Source organism: Kitasatospora sp. NBC_01250 (assembly GCF_036226465.1).
Taxonomy (GTDB): domain Bacteria; phylum Actinomycetota; class Actinomycetes; order Streptomycetales; family Streptomycetaceae; genus Kitasatospora.
Genome location: NZ_CP108476.1, coordinates 8,200,626 through 8,221,639 on the forward strand (window position 1 = coordinate 8,200,626; position 21,014 = coordinate 8,221,639).

The window sequence follows — 21,014 nt, forward strand, 5'->3', positions numbered from 1 at the left end:
GCGGAGGGGACCACGATGAGCACCACCAGTCAGTCCACCGGGCCGGACCTGGTCCAGCGGATCCGCTCGCTGCCCGCCAAGCGCCGGCGCGCGCTGGTGGCGCTGCTCCGGCAGCAGGGCGTCGACCTCGCGGCGCTCGACCGGCTCGACGGCCTCGACGCGCCCGAGCGGCCCGGCCCGTTGGACGTGCTCGACGCGCTGGACACCATCCCGCGGCTGCCCCGCTCCGCCGAGGAGCCGGTGCGGCTCTCCTTCACCCAGCAGCGGCTCTGGTTCCTGGCACAGCTGGACGGCTCCAGCGCCGCCTACAACATCCCGATGGCGGTGCGGCTGCGCGGCAGCCTGGACCGCCCGGCGCTGCTGCGCGCGCTGGCGGCCGTGGTGCAGCGGCACGAGGCGCTGCGCACCCGCTTCGTGGAGCGCGACGGCGTGCCGTACCAGCGGATCGGCGACGGCGGCGGGATCACGGTCGCCGAGGAGGAGCTGGCCGACCCGGCCGAGCTGACGGAGCTCTGCCGGCAGGAGGCCGCCGCGCCGTTCGACCTGGAGCACGACCCGCTGATCCGGATCCGGCTGCTGCGACTGGCCGAGCAGGACCACGTGCTGCTGGTGACGATGCACCACGGCGTCTCGGACGGCTGGTCGGTGGGCGTGCTGATCCGGGACGTCACCGCCCTGTACGGCGCGTTCCACGCGGGGCTGCCCGACCCGCTCGCCCCGCTGCCCGTCCAGTACGCGGACTTCGCCCACTGGCAGCGCGGGCGGCTGGCCGAGGGTCTGCAGGAGCGCCAGGTCACCTACTGGAAGCAGCAGTTGGCGGGCGTCGAGCCGCGGCTGTCGCTGACCGCCGACCGGGAGCGCCCGGCGGTCAAGACCTACCGGGGGGCGCGCGAGAGCCTGCAGTGCCCGGCCGAGCTGCTGCAGCGGCTGCGCCGGGTCGCCGAGGAGCACGATGCCACCCTGTACATGACGCTGCTGGCGGCCTACAGCATCGTGCTGCACCGCTACACCGACCAGCCCGAGGTGGCGGTCGGCACCGTGGTGGCGGGCCGCAACCGGCTGGAGCTGGAGGGGCTGATCGGCTTCTTCGCCAACACCCTGGTGATGTGCGCCGACCTCTCCGGCGACCCGGCCTTCCCCGAGTTGCTCGCCCAGGTGAAGCGGACGGCGCTGGCCGCCTACGAGCACCAGGACGTGCCGTTCGAGGCCGTGGTGGACGCGCTCCAGCTGGAGCGCAGCCTCAGCCACTCGCCCGTCTTCCAGACCATGTTCGTGCTCCAGCAGGCGCAGACCGAGCGGGTGGCCCGGCTGGGCGGGCTGGAGCTGTCCGCGATCGAGTCGGACGCCGGCGTCACCAAGTTCGACCTCACGCTCGACCTGCGGGAGACACCCGACGGCCTGGTGGGCACCGTCGAGTACAACACCGACCTGTTCGACCGGTCCACCATCACCCGCTTCATCGGCCACTACACCGAGCTGCTGGCCGCCATCGCGGCCGACCCGACGGCGCGGCTGTCCCGGCTCGGCATGATCGGGGCGGCCGAGCGGCGCCAGGTCCTGGAGACCTGGAACGACACCGCGCGCCCGTTCTCGGCCGACCGCTGCCTGCACCAGCTCTTCGAGGACGCGGTGGCGCGCCACCCGGAGCGCATCGCGCTGGTCGAGGACGACCGCTCCTGGAGCTACGCCGAACTCAACGCCTGGGCCAACCGGATCGCCCACGCGCTGCGCGACCGCGGGATCGGGCCGGACGGGCTGGTCGGCCTGTGCGCGCGGCGCTCGGCCGAGATGGTGGCCGGCATCCTGGGCAGCCTCAAGGCCGGCGGCGCCTATCTGCCGATCGACCCCGCCCACCCGGCCGCCCGGATCGCCGAGCTGATCGCCGACTCGGGCACCCGGGTGGTGCTCACCCAGCCGGGGCTGGACACCGAGCCGCTGGCGGCGGCCTCGCTGGTCGTCCTGCACCCCGACGGCCGGATCCTGGGCGCCGACGGTGACGGTCCGTCTCCCGCCGCAGGCCGCGAGGAGAACCTCCCGGCGGCGGAGCTGGGCCTGACCTCGGAGCACCTGGCGTACGTCATCCACACCTCCGGCTCCACCGGGCGCCCCAAGGGCGTGATGATCGAGCACCGGGCGGCGGTCAACCGGATCGAGTGGATGCAGCACGAGTACCGCCTGACCGAGCACGACGTCGTGCTGCAGAAGACGCCGTTCAGCTTCGACGTCTCGGTCTGGGAGTTCTTCTGGCCGCTGCTGTCCGGCGCCCGGCTGGCCGTCGCCGAGCCGGGCGGCCACCAGGACCCCGGCTACCTGGTGGAGGCCGTCCAGCGGTTCGGCGTCACCACGCTGCACTTCGTGCCCTCGATGCTGCGCTCGATGGTGGCCGAGCCCGGCTGGTCCCGGTGCACCTCGGTGCGGCAGGTGTTCTGCAGCGGCGAGGCGCTGCCGCCGGATCTCTGCGCCCGGCACCACGAGCGCCACAGCGCGCCGCTGCACAACCTCTACGGCCCCACCGAGGCTGCCGTGGACGTCAGTTACTGGCCGGTGCCGGCCGGGCCGCAGCCGCGCCTGGTCCCGATCGGGCGGCCGATCCAGAACATCCGGCTGCACGTGCTGAACGAGGCGCTGGAGCCGCAGGGCATCGGGTGCGTCGGACAGTTGTACATCGCGGGCGCCGGCCTGGCCCGCGGCTACCTGCACCAGCCGGAGCTGACCCGCGAGCGGTTCGTGCCCGACCCCTTCGGCGAGGGCCCGGACGCGCGGATGTACCGCACCGGCGACCTGGCACGGTGGCTGCCGGACGGCACCCTGGAGTACCTCGGCCGGGCCGACGACCAGGTCAAGCTGCGCGGCTTCCGGATCGAACTGGGCGAGATCGAGCACCGGTTGGCCGAGCACCCGGCGGTGGCCTCGTGCGCGGTGCTGGTGCGGGAGGACCAGCCGGGCAACCGCCGGCTGGTGGCGTACACCGTGCTGACCGACCAGGGCGCCGCCGAGCCGGCCGCTTCCGATTCCGCCGCCGCCGGACTCCGGGCCGAGCTGGTGCGCCACCTGGAGCGCGCGCTGCCCGAGTACATGGTGCCCAGCGCCTTCGTGACGCTGCCCGAGCTGCCCGTCACCGCGCACGGCAAGCTCGACCGCAAGGCGCTGCCCGCCCCCGGCATCGACGCCTTCGCCCAGCGTGCCTACACCGCCCCGAGCACCCCGACCGAGCGGCTGCTGGCCGGTCTCTGGGCCGAGCTGCTGGGCTTCGACGAGGCCCGGATCGGCGCCGAGGACAACTTCTTCGCCCTGGGCGGCCACTCGCTGCTGATCACCGTGCTGCTGGCCAGGCTCGGCGAGCTCGGCCGGCGGACCACCGTGCGCGCCGTGTTCGGCGCCGGCACGCTCGCGGAGCTGGCGGCCCGGATCGACCAGGACGAGGCCGTGGCGCAGTACACCGCCCCGCCGAACCTGATCCCGCCGGGGTGCGAGGAGCTCACCCCCGAGCTGCTCCCGCTGATCGACCTGAGCCGGCAGCAGCTCGACGCGATCGTGGCCGCGGTGCCCGGCGGCGCGCCGAACATCCAGGACGTCTACCCGCTGGTCTCCACCCAGGAGGGCATCCTCTTCCACCACCTGATGGACCCGGACCAGGACCCGTACCTGGTCTCCACCCTCTACGTCGCCGAGGACGAGGCCGCCTGCACCGCGTTCACCCGGGCGCTGCAGGCGGTGATCGACCGGCACGACGTGATGCGCACCGCCGTGCTCACCAGCGGCCTGCCCGCGCCCGTGCAGGTGGTGCACCGCACCGCCGAACTGCCCGTGCAGCGCGTGCTGCTGGAGCCCGGCGAGGACGCCGAGCAGCAGGCCCGCGCCCTGCTGAACGCCTTCGGCCGGATGCCGCTGGAGCGCGCCCCGCTGCTGCGGCTGCTGGTCGCCGAGGACCCGGGATCGCCGCGCCGCTACCTGCTGCTCAACGCCCACCACCTGATCGAGGACGCCACCTCGCTGCGGCTCACCCTCGAAGAGCTCGGCCTGCACCTGGCGGGCCGCACCGGGCTGCTGGCACCGCCCGCGCCCTACCGCGACTTCGTCGCGCACACCCTGCGGCACCAGGAGCCCGAGGCGGTCACGGAGTACTTCCGCGGCGTGCTCGGCGACCTCACCGAGCCGACCACGCCGTTCGGCCTGACCGACGTGCGCGGCAACGGCAGCCGGGTGCGCCAGCTGCGCCGCACGCTGCCCGCCCCGCTCACCGAGGAGCTGCGCGCGCAGGGCCGGCGCCTGCGGCTGAGCCCGGCCTGCCTCTTCCACGCCGCCTGGGCGTGCGTGGTGGCCGCCGCCGCGGGGCGCGACGACGTGGTCTTCGGCGCCGTGCTCTCCGGCCGCCTGCAGGGCGTGCCCGGGGTGGAGCGGATGCTCGGCAACTTCATCAACACGCTGCCGCTGCGGGCCAGGCTGGCCGGCCGCACGGTGCACGAGCTGATCGCCGAGGTGGACGCCGGGCTGCGCGACCTGATCGTCCACGAGCAGAGCCCGCTGAGCCTGGCGCAGCGCTGCAGCGGGATGGCGGGCGACGCGCCGCTGTTCAGCGCGGTGGTCAACTTCCGGCACTTCGAGCCCGGCGGCGGTGCCGAGCCCGCGCCCACCATCAACGACGCCGGGGTGCGCTTCCTGGCGGCCGGGGACGCGATCAACTACCCGGTCACCGTCTCGCTCGACGACTTCGGCAGCGAACTGTCGCTGGAGGTCCAGGTGGACGGCGCGGTGCTCCCCGAGGCGCTCGCCGACCACGTCGAGCGCGCGCTCGCCGGGATCGTCGCCGCGCTGGCCGAGGGCGACGGCGACCGCACCGCGGCGCTGGACATCGACGTGCTGCCCGCCGCCGAGCGCCACCGGCTGCTGACCGAGTGGCGGGGCGCCGCGCACCGGGCGGCCGAGCCGACCCTGACGGCCGCCTTCGAGGCGCAGGTGGCGCGCACCCCGGAGCGGACCGCGCTGGTCTTCGAGGACCAGGAGCTCAGCTACGCGGAGTTCAACGCGCGCGCCAACCGGCTCGCGCACTGGCTGATCGAGCAGGGCGCCGGCCCCGAGCAGCTGGTGGCGATAAGGCTGCCGCGCTCCGTCGAGCTGGTGACCGCCGTCTACGCGGTGCTCAAGACGGGGGCTGCGTACCTGCCGATCGAGCCCGACCTGCCGCAGGAGCGGGTGGACGGCATCTTCGCCGACTGCAAGCCGCTGCTCGTGCTGGACCAGGAGCTGCCGGACACCGCCGGGCGGCCCGGCACCGACCCCGGTGTCGCGGTGACCGGCGAGCACACCGCGTACGTGCTCTACACCTCCGGCTCCACCGGCCGGCCCAAGGGCGTGATGGTCCCGCACCGGTCCGGGACGAACTGGCTGGCCTGGAACCAGCGCCGCTACCGCCTGGGCGAACAGGGGCGACTGCTGCTGAAGACCTCGGTCGGCTTCGACATCTCGGTGCCGGAGCTGTTCTGGCCGCTCCAGGTCGGTGGCGCGCTGGTGATCGCCCGTCCGGACGGCCACCGGGACCCGGCCTACCTGGCCCGGCTGATCCGTGAACAGCGGGTCACCGACGTCTACTTCGCGCCGTCCATGCTCGCCGCCTTCCTCGCCGAGCCGGACGCGGCCCACTGCACCGAGCTGCGCCGGGTGGAGGCCGTGGGCGAGGCGCTGCCCGTGGAGCTGGCCGAACGGCTCGCGCGGGCCCTGCCCGCGGTGGAGCTGTTCAACGGCTACGGGCCCACCGAGGCCGGCGCCGTCACCGCCTGGCAGTACCGCGCGGAGCCGGAGGCCACCGGCGTGCCGATCGGCTCGGTGGTCGACAACACCCGGGTGTACGTGCTGGATCCGGCGCTGCGGTTGGCGCCGACGGGCGCGGCCGGCGAGCTGTACATCGCGGGCGAGGGCCTGGCCCGCGGCTACCTCGACCGCCCGGAGCTGACCGCCGAGCGCTTCGTGGCCGACCCCTTCACCCCCGGCGCGCGAATGTACCGCACCGGCGACCTGGTCAGGTGGCGCTCCGACGGCGTGCTCGACTACCTCGGCCGCGCGGACGACCAGGTCAAGGTGCGCGGCTTCCGCGTCGAGCCGGACGAGATCGCGAGCGCGCTGCTCGGCCACCCCGCGGTGGGCGCGGCCGTGGTGGTGCCGCGCGGGTCGGCGGAGGCCGTCTCGCTGGTCGGCTACCTGAGCCCCGCGCCGCAGTGGCTCGCGGAGCAGGACGGCGAGGACGGCGAGGACGGCAAGCACAGCGAGGACGGCGAAGGCAGCGCGGGCGGCGAAGGCGCCGCGGGCGGCCCGGAACTGGCCCGGCGGCTCAAGGAGTACCTGGCCGGGCGGCTGCCGCACTACATGGTCCCCGGCGTCCTCGTGGTGCTGGACGAGCTGCCGGTCACGCCCAACGGCAAGATCGACAAGCGGGCGCTGCCCGCACCGGCCGAGAGCGACCTGGCCCAGCAGGTCTACCTCGCCCCGCGCACCGTGGCCGAGCGCACCCTGTGCCGGATCATCGCGGAGCTGCTCGGGCTGAGCCGGGTCGGGGTGCGCGACAGCTTCCTCGACCTCGGCGGGCACTCGCTGCTGGCCACCAGGCTCACCCTGCGGGCCCGGCAGGAGACCGGCGCGGAGCTGCCGCTCCAACTGGTCCTCACCGGGGCCACGGTGGAGCGGATGGCCCGGGCGCTGGAGCAGGCGGCGCCCGCCGAGCGGGAGAGCGTGCCACTGCTGCCCGCCGCCGGACAGGCGGACGAGGAGGCGCCGCTGGCCCTGCAGCAGAGCGACCTGTGGTTCCTGAACCGGCCCGCCCACCTGGGTGCCGCGCACGACAACGTGCAGATGGCCTTCCGGATCGAGGGCCGACTGGACCGCGAGGCCTACGCGCGCGCCGTGCGGGCCCTGGTCGAACGCCACGCCGTGCTGCGCACCGGCTACCTGGTGCGCGCGTCGGGCGTCACCCAACGCGTGCACCCGGTCGACGGTTTCACGGTCGACGTCCTGCCGGTCGAGCCGGCGGCCGTGCAGCCGTGGCTGCGGGCCGAGCGGGCCCGCCCCTTCGCCCCGCAGGGCCACCACCAGCTCCGGGCCCACCTGCTGGCGCTGGGCGAGGAGGAGCACATCGCCGTGCTCAGCCGGCCCTGGGGTGTCTTCGACGGCTGGTCGGTCAACCTGGTGCTGAGCGAACTGCTCAGCCTCTACCAGGCGTTCAGCCAGGGCGAGGAGCCGGGCCTGGCACCGCTGCCGCTGCAGTACACCGACTTCGCCCGCTGGCAGCGCGGCGTCCTGGACGCGGCCGAGCTCGACCGCCAGCAGGACTACTGGCGGCGGCAGTTGGCCGGACTGCCGGGCTGCCTGGCACTGCGCACCGACTACCCGCGCCCCGAGGTGAAGTCCTACCAGGGCGCCTCGGTCGCCTTCGGGGTGCCGCTCGACCTGCTCGGCGGGCTCCGGCAGCTGGCCAAGGAGCACGGCGCCACGCTGTACCAGCTGCTGCTCTCGGCCTTCGCCGTGCTGCTCGGCGCGCACACCGAGCCGGGCCGGGGCAGCGAGCTGGCGATCGGCACCGCGGTCACCAACCGGCCGAGGGCCGAACTGGACCAGCTGGTGGGCTACTTCGTCAACACCCTGGTGCTGCGGCTGGACCCGGCCGGGCACCGCACCTTCACCGAGCTGCTGGCGCAGGTCAGGCAGGTGACGGCCGAGGCCCACGAGCACAAGGACCTGCCCTTCGCCGACCTGGTCCGGGAGTTGGCACCGGCACCCGACCCGGCCCACCCACCGCTCTGCCAGGTGGTGTTCAACCTGCTGCCGGGCACCGCGGCGGCCACCGGCGGCGCCGGCGGGCCGGGTGCACTCGCGGTCCACCCGCTGGCCTTCGACTCCGGCACCACGCGCTACGACCTCAACCTGGTGGCCCAGGAGGGGGAGGAGGGCCTGCACGGCTACCTGGAGTACAGCACCGACCTCTTCGCGCCCGGCACGGCCGAGCGCCTGGCACGGGCCTACGAGCGGCTGCTGCGGGAGGTCGTGGCCACCCCGGACTCCGAGGTGGCCCTGCTGTCGCAGCAGGCCGGGTAGCCCGACCCGGCCGCGGTCCCGGGCCGCACCGGGACCGCGGCCGGCCGCAGCACCACCGTCACGGACACCACGACCGTCACGACCACCGTCACGACCCACGATCCACCGAGCAGCGATCCACTCGGATCAGCGAACCACCCAGAACCACCCGAAGGAGCCTCACATTGGCGAGTCAGGCGATCGATGCCGGGGAGCGCATCGCCCTGGTCATCAAGAAGACGATTCACCGCTACGGCATCGAGGGCATGCTCCGCTCGACCGTCCGCACCGCCTCGGTGCGCCATCTGGGCTTCGGCGGCGACTCCATCCACGGGTGCGAGGGGGAGCGGCTGGACCTCCTGCTCGCGGCGGCGGCCGACCTGGAGCCCGAGCACACCCGCGACGCGGTGCGCGGGCTCTGCGAGGACGGACCCGGCCTGCTGCTGCTGGTCGACGGGCCGGACGCGCTGGACGCGCCGTGGATGGCGGCCTGCGGCGCGCAGGGCTTCCTGGACTGGTCGGAGCTGGAGCCGCGGACCCTCGCGGACGCGGTCGGCGACGTCATGGCGGGCAAGTTCTACGTGTCGGCGAGCCTGGCCCAGCGGCTGGTCATGCGGGCGGCGCGGGTGCCGCAGGCCGGCCCGCCGCAGCCGGTCCCGGCCGGGGCCGCGCTGACGCCCCGGGAGCTGCAGGTGCTGCGGCTGGTCGCGGACGGCCTGAGCAACAAGCAGGTCTCCCGGCGGCTGCTGATCTCCGAGCACGGGGTGAAGCGGCTGGTGGGCAACATCCTGGCCAAGCTGAACTGCCCCAACCGCACGCTCGCCGCGGTCCGGGCCAGGGACGTGGGGCTGCTGCCGGTGTGAACCCGTTCAGCCGAGCAGAGCCGTCCGCAGCTCCCGCTTGAGGATCTTGCCGCTGGGACCGAGCGGGAAGGCGTCCACGAACTCGACCAGCCGGGGGTACTTGTAGGCGGCCAGCCGCTCCTTGCTCCAGGCGATGAGCTCCGCGCCGAGCCCGGGTCCGGGCTCGGCGCCGGGCCGGGTGCGCACCACCGCGCAGACCTCCTCGCCGTGCCGCTCGTGCGGCACCCCGATCACCGCCACCTCGGCGACGGCGGGGTGGCGCACCAGCACCTCCTCGACCTCGCGCGGGTAGACGTTGTACCCGCCGCGCAGCACCATGTCCTTCTTGCGGTCGACGACCGACAGGCAGCCGTCCTTGTCCTTCACGCCCAGGTCGCCGGAGCGGAACCAGCCGTCCACCAGCACCTCGGCGGTGGCCTCGGGCCGGCCCAGGTAGCCGGCCATCACGTTGTGGCCGCGCACCACGATCTCGCCCACCTCGCCCGTGGGCAGCAGCTCGATCCGGCCCTCCAGCCCGGCCCGGGCGATCTCCACCTCGACCCCCCAGATCGGCCGCCCCACCGTGCCGGCCCGCCGTGGCCAGGCGGGCTGGTTGTAGGCGACCACGGGCGAGGTCTCGGTCAGGCCGTAGCCCTCGTAGATCCGGCAGCCGAAGACCTCCTCGAACCGCTCCAGGACCGGCACGGGCAGCGCCGAGCCGCCGCTGAAGACGCGGTCCAGCGGCGGGCGGCGGGCGTCCTGCTCCGCCGCGTCGAGCAGGCCCAGCAGCATCGTGGGCACGCCCATCAGCACGGTGCAGCCGTGCTCCGCCATGAGCGCCAGGGCGCGCGGCGCCTCGAAGCGCTCCATCAGCACCAGGGTGGCGCCGGCCCGGAAGCAGGTGGCCATGCCGCAGATCTGGCCGAAGGTGTGGAACAGCGGCAGGCAGCCCAGCAGCACGTCCCCGGCCCGCAGGTCGAAGGGGGACTCCATCCCGATGGTCACGTTCAGCGTGACGTTCAGGTGCGTCAGCATCGCGCCCTTGGGGTGCCCGGTGGTGCCGGAGGTGTACAGCACCAGCGCGAGGTCCCCCGGCTCGCGGGGCACCAGGCGCTCGACGGGCTCGCAGCGCTCGGCGAGCTCCGCGAGGCTGCTCGCGCCGGGCTCCGGGGCGGCGTCCACGGTCAGCAGGCGCACCCCGGCCGCCGCGGCCGCCGCCCGCCCCTCGGGCAGCAGCGGACCGGCGCAGACCAGCGCGAGGCAGCCGGCGTCGCGCAGCACGTACTCGATCTCGCGCGCCTTCAGCAGCGCGTTCACCGGCACCACCACGGCGCCGAGGGCGAGCGCGCCGAAGTAGGCGAGCGGGAACTCGACCTGGTTGCCGATCAGCAGCGCCACCCGGTCCCCGGGCCGCACGCCCTCGGCGGCCAGCGCCGCGGCGTACTGCCGCGCCCGGTGCCAGAGCGTGCGGTAGTCGTACGTCCGGTCGCCGCAGACGAGCGCGGGGTGCTCCGGACGCCGCGCCGCGGCCTCGGCCAGCACGGCCGCCAGGGACAGGGACATGCGCCTCTCCTTCGGTGGGTGAGGGCGCCGGCCGACCCGCGGGCCGGCCGGCCCGTCAGCGGGCGGTGACCGCCTCGCGCGGCAGCGCCAGCTCGTCCCAGATGCTGTCCAGCGCCTCGGCGAACTTCTCCACGTCGGTGGTGGTGTGGGTGGCCGACGGGGTGACCCGCAGGATCTCCTCACCGGTCCGCACGCTGGGCGCGTTGATCGACTGGACGTAGATGCCGTGCCGCTCCAGCAGCAGGGCGGAGGCCTGCTGGCAGAGCAGGTCCTCGCGGACCAGCACCGAGACGATGTGGGTGTCCGGCGAGACGAACGGGATGCCCCGCTCGTTCAGCAGCCGGTGCAGCAGCAGCGCGTTCTCCCGCAGCCGATCGCGCTCGACCTCGCTCGCGCGCAGGTGCTTGACCGCGGCGAGCGCACCGGCGGCCAGTGCCGGAGCCAGCGAGGTGGTGAAGATGAAGGGCCGCGAGAAGCTGCGGACCGCCTCCACCAGCACGGCGTTGCCGGCGATGTAGCCGCCCGCGGTGCCGTAGCCCTTGGCCACGGTGCCCATGATGACGTTGAAGCGGTCCGCGATGCCCTCCCGGGCGGCGATGCCGGCGCCCTCGGGCCCGTACATGCCCACCGCGTGCACCTCGTCCAGGAACGAGGTCGCCCCGTAGCGGGCGGCCAGCTCGGCGATCTCGGCCAGCGGGGCGATGTCGCCGGACATCGAGTAGACCGACTCGGTGACCACCAGCTTGGGCCGCTCGGGGTCGGCGGCGGCCAGCAGCTCCGCCAGGTGGGCGGTGTCGTTGTGCCGGAAGATCCGCTTCTCGGCGCCGCTGTGCCGCAGGCCGTCGATGATCGAGGCGTGGTTCAGCTCGTCCGAGAAGACCAGGGTGCCGGGCATCCGGCCGGCCAGCACGGTCAGCGCGCCGTCGTTCGCCGAGTAGCCCGAACTGAACAGCAGCGCCGCCTCCTTGCGGTGCAGCTCGGCCAACTCCTGCTCCAGCAGGACGTGGTAGTGGTTGGTCCCGCCGATGTTGCGCGAACCGCCGGAGCCGGCGCCGAAGGCGTCGACCGCGCCCTTGATGGCCTCCAGTACCGAGGGGTTCTGCCCCATGCCGAGGTAGTCGTTGCTGCACCAGACGCTGACCTCCTGGCCGGGGCCGAGCGATCCGGTGCGGGCCATTGCGCTGGGGAACTGGCCGGCGCGCCGGCCGATCTCCAGGAAGGACCGGCGGTTGTCACCGAGCTTGTCCAACTCGTCGGCGAAGAAGTCCAGATGCTGGGTCATGTTCTCAACTCGCTCTCTGCCGGGTGCTCGCGAAGGGGGTGTCGTTCAGAGGGGCCGCCCATAGGGGCCGGCTCAGACGATCGGGTAGAGCTCACGCAGCAGTCGCTTGTCCGGCTTGCCGGAGACGCCGAGCGGAAGTTCGTCGAGGAAGCGGGTCTCCTCGGGGGCGTGGGCGGCGGAGAGCGCGGCGCCGACGTGCGCGCGGATCTCCTCGTGGCTCAGCCGCGCCTGCGGCTTCAGGGCCACCGCGGCGTGCACGTGCTCCAGGTTGTCCAGGTCCCGGACCCCGTAGACGGCCACGTTCGCGACGCCCGCCAGGGTGGCGATCTCGCGCTCCACCGCGGCCGGGTAGATCTTGACGCCGTCGATCTTCACCACGTCGGCGATCCGGTCGGCGAGCGAGAGCAGGCCCTCCTCGTCGAGCCGTCCGATGTCGCCGGTCAGGAACCAGCCGTCGCGCAGCGTCCGCGCGGTGAGCGCCGGGTCGCCCAGGTAGGCGTCCAGCAGGCTGCCGGAGCGCACCCACAGCTCGCCGGTCTCCCCGGCCGGCAGCTCCGCGCCCGACTCCGCGTCACGGACGCTGATCTCCACACCGGGCAGCGGGCGCCCCACGGTGGCCCGCAGCCGCGGGTCGTAGTGGCCGTCGGGCAGCAGGATGCTGACCGCGCCCGCCTCGGTGCTGCCGTACATCTGCACCAGCACCGGGCCGAAGACCTGGACCGCCTCCGCCAGCTTCGCGGGCGCCGCCGCGACGCCGGTGTAGATCAGCGCCTTGAGCGAGGCCAGGTCGGTGCCCTCGGCCTGCACGGCCGCCATGGTCTGGTAGACGTGCGGGGTGGCCATGAAGGTCAGGGTGATGCCGTGCTCCGCGATGGCCCGCGCCACCGCAACCGCCTCGAAGCCCTCGTGCAGCACGACGACTCCGTCGGCCAGCAGCACCGCGTCCGCGATCCCGCCGACCACGAAGGCCAGCGGGGTGGCGACCAGCAGGCGGGTGCCCGGCTCGGCCGGCAGGGCGCGGGCCCGGGCGTCGTTGACCGCCGTGGTGATGCAGACGCCCTTGGGCTTGCCGGTGCTGCCGCTGCTGAACGAGACCAGCGCGTACTGCCGCGGGTCGCGCACCGGCAGCTCGCCGAGCTCCGCGACCAGCTCGGCGGCCGAGGCGACGCCGCCCTCGTCCGTCAGCGCGCTGTCGCCCTCGGCCACCGTGAAGCGGCCCGGAGCGCGCTGCGCCAGCTCGGCCGCCCGGTCGGCGTTCTCCCCGTCGGTGAACAGCACCTGCGCGGTGGCGTCGAACAGGATCCGCAGCTGCTCGTCGGCGGAGAGCACGTAGGCGGTGGAGCCGGGATTGGTGCCGCGCACGTACATCACCGCGCCGCCCAGCAGATGGGTGGCCCAGCGCACGGTGAGCATCAGCGGGCTGTTCGGCGCCACCAGGACGGCCACCGTGGTGCCGGGGCCGATGCCCAGCTTGCGCAGCGTCTGCACCGTGTCGACCACGGAGCGGGCGAGCGCGCCGGCCCGGACCTCCCGGCCGCGCCAGTGCACGGCCACCCGCTCGGGGGCGGCGCCGAGCGCGGACAGGATGTCCAAGGCGTAGCAGTCGGCCGCCGACGGCTGCTGCGCTGCGCTGCCCGTCTCTGTCATCTGGGTCTCCATCGTCGTGCCGTCGTCGTCGTGGTGCCGTCGTGGTGCCGAGGTCGTGCCGGGGTCACACCGAAGTCGCCATCGGCGCAGGGCCCTTGCCGGAACGCCGATCTTCCTCAGCCTCCCGCGGACCCGGCTCCGGCGGGAGGGGCGAACGACGTAGCCGAAGGTCGGAGCCCTGCCTCGACCGGCGGACCCGATCGGCCACCCCCCGGTGCCCCGATCGGCTACCCCGATCGGGGACCGCTGACTTCCCGGCGGCATTCTGCTTAGATGATTCGCGCGTAACTCCCCTGTCCTGCCGCCACCTTCCCGTCGCGGCGGCGCTCTGCCATCCGGCTCCCGCGCGCACCGCGGCCCGGCGACCGGCTGCCGGGCACTCCCTCGGCCGGCCGACCACCCGTCCGGGCAAGCAGGTCGGCCCGGCATCCGGGCCCGTCCCCAGCTGCGCGCCGATCAGGCTGCCGACCGGTCCACCCCGGCCGTCGGCGCCCCGAGATCACCGTTCCCGCTGTACTCGAACAACGCATCAGGAGACCGAAGATGGAAACAGCGCGCTGCCCCTACCGGTTGGACCCCAGTGGTCAGGACATCCACGGCGAGAACAGCCTCGTCTTCAAGGAGGGGCCGGTCGCCAAGGTCGAGCTGCCCGGCGGCGTGGAGGCCTGGGCGGTGGGCAGCCAGCAACTGGTCAAGCAACTGCTCGGCGACCCGCTGGTCTCCCGCAGCGCCCGGCAGCACTGGGACGCCTTCAAGAACGGCGAGATCCCGCTGGACTGGTCGCTGATGGTCTGGGTGGCGGCCGAGAACATGTTCACCGCCTACGGCCCCGACCACCGCCGGCTGCGGCGGCTGGCCTCCGGCGCCTTCACCGCCCGCCGGATCGAGTCGTTGCGCCCGCGGGTCGAGGGCATCATCACCGAGCTGCTGGACGGGCTGGCGGCCAACCCGGCCGGTGCCGCCACCAACATGCGCGAGGGCTACGCCTATGCGATCCCGATCCAGGTGATCGGCAGCCTGCTCGGCGTTCCCGAGGAGCGGATGCCCGACCTGCGGGTCTGCGTGAAGACGATCTTCGACACCACCGTCACGCCGGAGGCCGCGCAGGCCAACGGCGAGCGGTTCTACGGGCTCCTGGTCGAGCTGGCCACGCTCAAGTTCAAGGAGCCGGGCGACGACCTGACCAGCGCGCTGATCGCGGTCCGCGACGAGGAGGACGGCAGCGCGCTCAGCCAGGAGGAGGTGGTGGAGACCCTGATGGCGCTGATCAGCGCGGGCCTGGAGACCACCGTCAACCTGCTGGACAACTCCATCCACCTGCTCCTGAGCCACCCCGAGCAGCTGGCGCTGGTCCGCTCCGGACAGGCCACCTGGAGCGACGTCGTCGAGGAGTCGCTGCGGCTCCAGGCCCCGGTGGCGAACATCCCGCTGCGCTTCGCGGTGGAGGACATCCAGGCCGGCGACGTGCTGATCCGCAAGGGCGAGGCGATCCTGGTCGGCTACGCGGCCGCCGGGCGCGATGCGACGGTGCACGGCGAGAGCGCCGCGCAGTTCGACGTCACCCGGGCCAACAAGGAGCACGTGTCCTTCGGTTACGGCGTGAAGTTCTGCCTGGGCGCGGCGCTGGCCCGCCTGGAGGCCACGGTGGCGCTGCCCGCGCTCTTCGAGCGGTTCCCGCAGATGGCGCTGGCCGACGAGGAGTTGATCCCGCTGGCCTCGTTCATCACCAACGGGCACCGGACCCTGCCGGTGATCCTGCGCCCGGCCGAGAGCTGACCTGGCGTCAGGAACACGCAGACGGCGGCACACCCCGAGGGGTGTGCCGCCGACGGCGTTGCACAGGCTGCTACGGCCGGGGGAGCGCGGCGGTGAGGTTCTCCACCAGCTGGGCCTCGGCCCGCTTGATCGACTCGGTGGTGCGGGCCGCGTAGAGGTCGTGCACCTCGACCCCGGGCAGCCGCAGTGTCTCCTCGGCCGCTGCGTGGGCCGCGCAGAGGTCCAGCACGATGCGCCCGGCCCGCTGCGACTGCCACTGCCGCAGCGCGGGTTCGGCCATCGGCAGGCCCAGCGTGGTGACGACCACCAGGGCGGTGGCGGGCACCAGCGCCAGCTCCGCGGGGGTGACCACGTGCCGGTAGGCGGGGGAGTGGAAGGACAGGAAGTCCGAGCCGCCCAGCACCTCGGCCAGCGGCGCCCAGCGGGGCTCCGCCGCGCCCGTGCTGCGGGGGGTGGGCGTGTGGAAGGCCACCTCCATGCCCAGCGCCAGGCCGACCCGGCCCACGCTGCGGGCCACCGGGCCGTAACCGACCAGCCCCAGCCGCTTGCCCGTCAGCTCGCCGGGGTGCGGGCCCTTCAGGCCGTGCCGGGCGTGCGCGAGCAACTGCTCGACGACGAACTCCACCGTGCCGGCGTCGCCGTAGCCGTAGATCGGCGCCACCGTGATGCCGTGCCGCTCGGTGTACGCCAGGTCGACCCGGCCGGTGGTGGTGGCGCGCAGGCCGAGGTAGCGCAGCGCGGGCAGCCGGCCGAGGAGCTCGGCGTCCAGGACGTCCTTCCAGCCCGCCAGCAGGGCGTCCGTGCGGTGGAACGCCTGCTCCGCCGGCCCGGCCGGCGGCCACTCGGCCAGCGCCAGCGGCGGTGCCTGGCTCAGCGGTTCGAGCGCCGCGAGCAGGTCGGCCGAGGGCCAGACGCCGGGCAGGACGGAGATCTGACGGAAGGTGGGGCGCTGCGTCATGCTGCCTCCTCGGGGGGAAGGGTGCCGCCGGTCACGAGGAGACCGGGGGCACCACGGCGTCGATCAGGTGCGGCCCGGGTTCGGCCAGCGCCCGGCGGAGCTGGGCGGTGAACTCCTCGGCGGTGCGGGCCCGGGTGGCCGGCACGCCCATGCCGCTCGCGAGCGCGACGAAGTCGAGCCCGGGGATGTCGATCAGCGACCTGCTGCGCTGGGCGTCGGCGCCCTGGAAGGCGCCCAGGCGCCGCAGTTCGCCGTCCAGGATCGCGTAGGAGGCGTTGTCGAAGATGACGGTGGTGACGTCCAGCGCCTCGCGGGACTGGGTCCACAGGGCCTGCGGGGTGTACATCGCGCTGCCGTCCGCCTCCAGGCTGATCACCGGCCGGCCGGGGCAGGCGACGGCCGCGCCGGTGGCGACCGGCAGCCCCATGCCGATCGAGCCGCCGGTGATGTTCAGCCAGTCGTGCACCGGCGCGCCCGCGGTGTACTCGGGCAGCCACTGGTCGGAGGTGATCGCCTCGTCCACCACGATCGCGCCCTCCGGCATCAGCGCCCCGAGCACGGCGGCGGCCTTCTCGGCGGTCAGCTCACCGCTGGGCAGGCCGGGGCGCTCGGCCTCGGCCACCACCGGGGCGGTGCGGGGGGCGACCAGCTCGGCCAGCCGGGCCAGCGCGGCGGGGTCGCTGCCCAGGTCGTGCACCTCACAGCCGTCCGGCAGCAGGGTGCTCGGCTGGCCGGGGTAGGCGAAGAACGCCACGGGGGAGCGCGCGCCGGCCAGCACCAGGTGCCGGGCGCCGGCCAGCCGGGCCGCGGCCAGGTCCCTCGGGTAGGGCAGGCGGTCGAGCCGCGGGATGCCCGCGCCGCGCTCGTGGCGGGCCGGGGACTTCTCGGCCAGCAGGTCGGCCCCGGTGGCGGCGGCGATCCGGCCGGCCGCGTTCAGCCCGGCGCGGCGCATGTTCGCACCGCCCACCAGCAGCACGCAGCCCTCGGTGTCGAGCAGCAGCTTGGCGACCCGCTCCACGGCCTGCTCGTCGAGCGGGGCGGGCGCGGGGGCGGGCACGGGGGCGGCTGCCCCGCCCGTCGACCAGCAGACGTCGGAGGGCAGGATCAGCGTGGCGACCCCGCCCGGCAGGTGGCCGACGGCCGAGGTGGCGGCGGCGATCGCCTCGGCGGTGTCGGCGCCGGCGCGCGCCGCGCTCTCCGGGCGGCCCACCCACTTCGACACCGCGCCGGCCAGCGCCGCGATGTCGGAGTTCAGCGGGGCGTCGAAGGCCCGGTGGTAGGTGGCGTGATCGCCCACGATGTTCACCAGCGCGGTGCCGGCGCGGCGGGCGTTGTGCAGGTTGGCCACCCCGTTGCCGAGCCCGGGGCCGAGGTGCAGCAGCGTGGCCGCGGGCTTCTCGGCCATCCGGCCGTAGCCGTCGGCCGCGCCGGTCGCCACCCCCTCGAAGAGGCAGAGCACGAGGCGCATCTCGGGTGTGGCCACCATCTCGGCCACCAGGTGCATCTCGGAGGTGCCCGGATTGCTGAAGCAGACGTCGATGCCGCCGTCCACGAGGGTCCGCAGGACGGCGTGCGCGCCGGTGGTGCCGCTCATTGTCACGTTCGTTTCCGTTCGGTGCGTTCGGTGCGTTCGGTGCGTTCGGTGCGCTGCTCCCAGCGCCGTTCGTCGAGGGCTCAGCGCTCGATCAGGACCTTCAGGGCGGTGCGCTCGTCCATCGCCCGGTAGCCCTGCGGCAGCTGCGCCAGGCCGACCGTGAGGTCGAAGACCGGCGAGGGGTCGATCGTTCCGGCGAGGACGTCCGGCAGCAGCTGCGGGATGTAGGTCCGCACCGGGGCGACGCCGCCGCGCAGCGCGATGTTCCGGTCGAAGAGCAGCTCCAGGTCCAGGCCCGCGGTGCTGCCGTGCGGCACGCCCACGTAGCCGATCGAGCCGCCGGCCCGGGCGATGTGCACCGCCGTGGCCATGGACTGCTCGCTGCCCACGGCCTCCAGCACGGCGCAGGCGCCCTGGCCGCGGGTCAGTTCGCGCACCGCCTCGACGGCGGCCTCGCCGCGCTCGGGGACCACGTCGGTGGCGCCGAAGCGGCGGGCGATGTCGGTGCGCTGCTGGTGGCGGCCCAGCATGATGATCTGCTCGGCGCCCAGTCGCTTGGCGGCGAGCACGCCGCACAGGCCGACCGCGCCGTCGCCGACCACCGCCACCGTCGAGCCGGGGCGCACCCCGGCGCCGAGCGCGGCGTGGTGGCCGGTGCCCAGCACGTCGGACAGGGTGAGCAGCGCGGTGAGCAGCCGCCGGTCGGTGGCCGCCTCGGCCGGGAGGCGCACCAGCGTCCGCTCGGCGTACGGCACCCGCACCGCCTCGCCCTGCCCGCCGTCGGCGCCCGGTGCCCCCCAGTAGCCGCCCTGCTCGCACGAGGTGCTCAGGCCTTCGGCGCAGTAGTCGCACACCCCGTCCAGCCAGACGAAGGGTGCCACCACCAGGTCGCCGACGGCCAGGGCCGTCACCTCGGGGCCGATCTCCTCGACCACCCCGAGGAACTCGTGGCCGATCCGCTGGCCCGCCTGCCGGTCGGCCACGCCGCGGTAGGCCCACAGGTCGGTGCCGCAGATGCAGGACAGCAGGACCCGCACCACCGCGTCACCCGGCCGCCGGACCGCCGGGTCCGGCACCTCCTCGACGCGGATGTCGTGCGGGGCCTGGAAGACGGCGGCGCGCATCCGGACGCTCCTCTCCTCGGCTGCTCGTAGGTGTCACGGGTCACGGGTAGGGGAGCGGGTCGGCGACGCAGGCCGCGCCTACCTCGTGCAGGGTCAGGCCGACCCGCTCCTCGCAGGCGGTCACCTCCGCGCGGCGCAGCTCCTCGGGCAGCTCCCCGCCGCCGAGGCCGAGCGGGTAGAGGCCGTTGGCGGCGACGTCGAGGGCCACCGCCCGCAGTCTGCGGAGCAGTTGACTGGTGATGGCGTCCTCGTCCACCGGGGCGCGCAGCGTCATGAAGAAGTTGTCGTAGAGCAGTGCGGTGCGCTCCGAGGGGCGCACGGCCGGGCCCAGCATGGCCTGCTGCAGCAGCGACTTGCCGCCGGGCACCAGCCGGGCGGCGATGCCGTCGTGGATCACCTTGTTGGTCTCCACGGCCCGGGCCAGCCGGGCCGCCTGCGGGGTGCTGCCCCGGGCCAGGCCGCGGCCCCGGAACAGGCCGCGCACCGGGGCGTAGTCGGAGGCCCAGGCGCCGCTGAAGCTGCGGTGCTGGAGGAACATCCGCGGCCTGATCAGGTCCTGGTAGAGGTCGAGCGGGCAGGATCCGGTGTAGAGCAGCATCGCGCAGTAGCCGTAGGCGTAGGCCTCCAGCCGGGCGAACGCGGCCGGCTCCGGCTCCTGCTGCGGGCCGGCCTGCTCGATCAGACGGCCCATCAGGTGCCAGATGAGGAAGGTGACCTGGTGGCCGGTGATCCAGCGGAACCAGAAGAGCTGGTCGGCGGAGCGCTCCTGGGTGGACTCCGGCAGGTCCAGCGGGCGGCCGTCCGCCAGGAAGCGCAGCTGCAGCAGGGTCAGGTCGCGGTCGCAGGACAGGGTCGCGGGCGGGGTGGCGCCGGTGGCCCGCGAGTGGCCCGCCGCCGGCATCGCCAGCGGCTCCAGCCCGTAGGGGAAGTCGCCGAAGTCCCAGTCACCGATCCCGGTCTGCTCGGCGAGCAGGGAATCGCCCGAGCCGCTCACCGGTCGCCCTCCGGCACGAAGGTGAATTCGTACTCCAGGCCGTTCACGTCGAAGACGTAGAGGCTGTGGACCCCGTCGGAGTCGACGACGATCTCGGTGGGCAGGTCGGGCCGGGCGAAGGTGTAGCGGCCCGACTCGTACAGCTCGATCCAGCGCCGGCGCGCCGTTTCGAGGTCCTGCGGCTCGGCGACCTGCAGGCAGGCGTGCTGGAACTGGAAGCCGCGCTCGTCGGGCAGCACGCCGTCGTGGTCCGCGCGGTCGAAGAGGTGGAAGCGGAGGTCACCGGCGGCGACCTCGATCAGACGGCGGATCCCGGGCAGCCGGCTGAGGGTGAGCTCGGAGAACGTGTCCAGCTCCCACTTCTGCTCGGCGTCGAAGAACTCCAGGTACCAGGCAAGGCAGTTGTCGAGGTCCGCGGTCTGCACACCCAGGTGGTGGATGCGCGGGGTGACCAGCTGATTCATGGCAGAGTCTTCCTTCCGGGTGTCAGCGCGACTGGCCGGGGCCGGTCGTTGATGGCATGGCGGGTCCCGTCTGGTAAGCCGTTGGACTGCTCGGTCCGCGGGTGTGGCAGTCTCGGCGGTTGCCCGGCCGTAAGCGCCGGGCAACCCCACGGGCCCGCGCCGGCAATATCGAAGTCGCTTTCCCGGCGGACGCTGGTCCAGTCGGCGACGCCATCGTGGTGGTCGCCGATGACAGCGCCGAAGTGATTGGTATGTACCGCATCTGACGGATCGACAGATCGACGACTCGGGATGGCGGCCACGGGTCCGGGCACACGCATGGCGGGTCATCGGGATCCCCCGCGGCCATCATTGTCGGGTTGCCCGCTCGTCGCAAGCATTCCCTTGCGCGGGCTTGCCCACCAGGGCGGTCGGCGGCCGGGAGTCGGTGCGTCCCACCTGGGGAGTGCGGGTCGCATCACTCATCAAGGCGTGTACGAAGGGGAGTTGGCGGGTACGAGGTCGGCTCCTCGCGGGGTGCGACGGGCGCCGGGTTACTGTCATGTGCCCGACCATGTGCCCGACTGGCAAGTATCGTCATCATGTTGATCACACGTCACCAGTTTTCATTGCATCTGGCCAGGTGCTCGGGCTAGGCTCGCTTTAGACGGGGAGCTTGTAAGGATTTGACTGCGGTGCGGCGGCTCGGGGATGGGGCCGCGGGGCCAGC

The 21,014-nt window shown here is 73.8% G+C and carries 11 protein-coding genes; 3 read left to right on the top strand and 8 right to left on the bottom strand.

Translation table 11 applies throughout. The features are described 5' to 3' along the window. Positions 1–15 precede the first annotated feature (15 nt). Positions 16–8,082 carry a non-ribosomal peptide synthetase gene (locus OG500_RS34680; RefSeq protein WP_329586125.1) on the top strand — a complete coding sequence of 2,689 codons (8,067 nt, stop codon included), beginning with the start codon at positions 16–18 and terminating at the stop codon, positions 8,080–8,082. A 164-nt stretch (positions 8,083–8,246) separates the two neighbouring features. Beyond that, positions 8,247–8,924 carry a response regulator transcription factor gene (locus OG500_RS34685; protein ID WP_327070798.1) on the top strand — a complete coding sequence of 226 codons (678 nt, stop codon included), beginning with the start codon at positions 8,247–8,249 and terminating at the stop codon, positions 8,922–8,924. 6 nt (positions 8,925–8,930) lie between these two features. Here the strand turns inward: OG500_RS34685 and OG500_RS34690 are convergent, their stop codons facing one another. From OG500_RS34690 to OG500_RS34700, 3 genes are all read right to left on the bottom strand, one after another. After that, positions 8,931–10,466, bottom strand: coding sequence for a long-chain-fatty-acid--CoA ligase (locus OG500_RS34690; RefSeq protein WP_329586131.1), 1,536 nt, complete (start codon positions 10,464–10,466; stop codon positions 8,931–8,933). Positions 10,467–10,521: 55 nt separating this feature from the next. Further along, on the bottom strand, positions 10,522–11,748 hold the full coding sequence (hemA, locus tag OG500_RS34695) for a 5-aminolevulinate synthase (protein ID WP_329586134.1): 1,227 nt from the start codon (positions 11,746–11,748) through the stop codon (positions 10,522–10,524). A 72-nt stretch (positions 11,749–11,820) separates the two neighbouring features. Next, on the bottom strand, positions 11,821–13,395 hold the full coding sequence (locus OG500_RS34700) for a class I adenylate-forming enzyme family protein (protein WP_327070801.1): 1,575 nt from the start codon (positions 13,393–13,395) through the stop codon (positions 11,821–11,823). 543 nt (positions 13,396–13,938) lie between these two features. Between OG500_RS34700 and OG500_RS34705 the strand changes: the two genes are divergently transcribed. Continuing rightward, positions 13,939–15,171 carry a cytochrome P450 family protein gene (locus tag OG500_RS34705; protein WP_327070802.1) on the top strand — a complete coding sequence of 411 codons (1,233 nt, stop codon included), beginning with the start codon at positions 13,939–13,941 and terminating at the stop codon, positions 15,169–15,171. Positions 15,172–15,241: 70 nt separating this feature from the next. On the opposite strand, the gene OG500_RS34710 is transcribed toward OG500_RS34705, so the two are convergent. From OG500_RS34710 to OG500_RS34730, 5 genes are all read right to left on the bottom strand, one after another. Beyond that, positions 15,242–16,129, bottom strand: coding sequence for an NAD(P)-dependent oxidoreductase (locus OG500_RS34710; RefSeq protein ID WP_329586137.1), 888 nt, complete (start codon positions 16,127–16,129; stop codon positions 15,242–15,244). Between the two features lie 31 nt (positions 16,130–16,160). Then, positions 16,161–17,723 carry an acetolactate synthase large subunit gene (locus OG500_RS34715; RefSeq protein ID WP_329586140.1) on the bottom strand — a complete coding sequence of 521 codons (1,563 nt, stop codon included), beginning with the start codon at positions 17,721–17,723 and terminating at the stop codon, positions 16,161–16,163. Between the two features lie 80 nt (positions 17,724–17,803). After that, positions 17,804–18,847 carry a zinc-dependent alcohol dehydrogenase family protein gene (locus OG500_RS34720; RefSeq protein WP_327070805.1) on the bottom strand — a complete coding sequence of 348 codons (1,044 nt, stop codon included), beginning with the start codon at positions 18,845–18,847 and terminating at the stop codon, positions 17,804–17,806. A gap of 40 nt (positions 18,848–18,887) precedes the next feature. After that, positions 18,888–19,841: a hypothetical protein gene (locus OG500_RS34725; protein WP_329586146.1), complete on the bottom strand. Its 954-nt coding sequence runs from the start codon at positions 19,839–19,841 to the stop codon at positions 18,888–18,890. Next, the gene (locus tag OG500_RS34730; RefSeq protein WP_329586148.1) at positions 19,838–20,305 is read right to left on the bottom strand and encodes a VOC family protein; all 468 of its coding nucleotides are present in this window, start codon (positions 20,303–20,305) and stop codon (positions 19,838–19,840) included. The genes OG500_RS34725 and OG500_RS34730 overlap by 4 nt, the downstream gene beginning before the upstream one ends. Positions 20,306–21,014: the final 709 nt, after the last annotated feature.

Bases quoted from the DNA above. Each gene is read 5' to 3' on its own strand.
- OG500_RS34720 (WP_327070805.1), bottom strand. From the start codon at position 18,847: ATGCGCGCCGCCGTCTTCCAGGCCCCGCACGACATCCGCGTCGAGGAG.
- OG500_RS34700 (WP_327070801.1), bottom strand. From the start codon at position 13,395: ATGACAGAGACGGGCAGCGCAGCGCAGCAGCCGTCGGCGGCCGACTGC.
- OG500_RS34705 (WP_327070802.1), top strand. From the start codon at position 13,939: ATGGAAACAGCGCGCTGCCCCTACCGGTTGGACCCCAGTGGTCAGGAC.
- OG500_RS34710 (WP_329586137.1), bottom strand. From the start codon at position 16,129: ATGACGCAGCGCCCCACCTTCCGTCAGATCTCCGTCCTGCCCGGCGTC.
- OG500_RS34715 (WP_329586140.1), bottom strand. From the start codon at position 17,723: ATGAGCGGCACCACCGGCGCGCACGCCGTCCTGCGGACCCTCGTGGAC.
- OG500_RS34730 (WP_329586148.1), bottom strand. From the start codon at position 20,305: ATGAATCAGCTGGTCACCCCGCGCATCCACCACCTGGGTGTGCAGACC.
- OG500_RS34690 (WP_329586131.1), bottom strand. From the start codon at position 10,466: ATGTCCCTGTCCCTGGCGGCCGTGCTGGCCGAGGCCGCGGCGCGGCGT.
- hemA (WP_329586134.1), bottom strand. From the start codon at position 11,748: ATGACCCAGCATCTGGACTTCTTCGCCGACGAGTTGGACAAGCTCGGT.
- OG500_RS34680 (WP_329586125.1), top strand. From the start codon at position 16: ATGAGCACCACCAGTCAGTCCACCGGGCCGGACCTGGTCCAGCGGATC.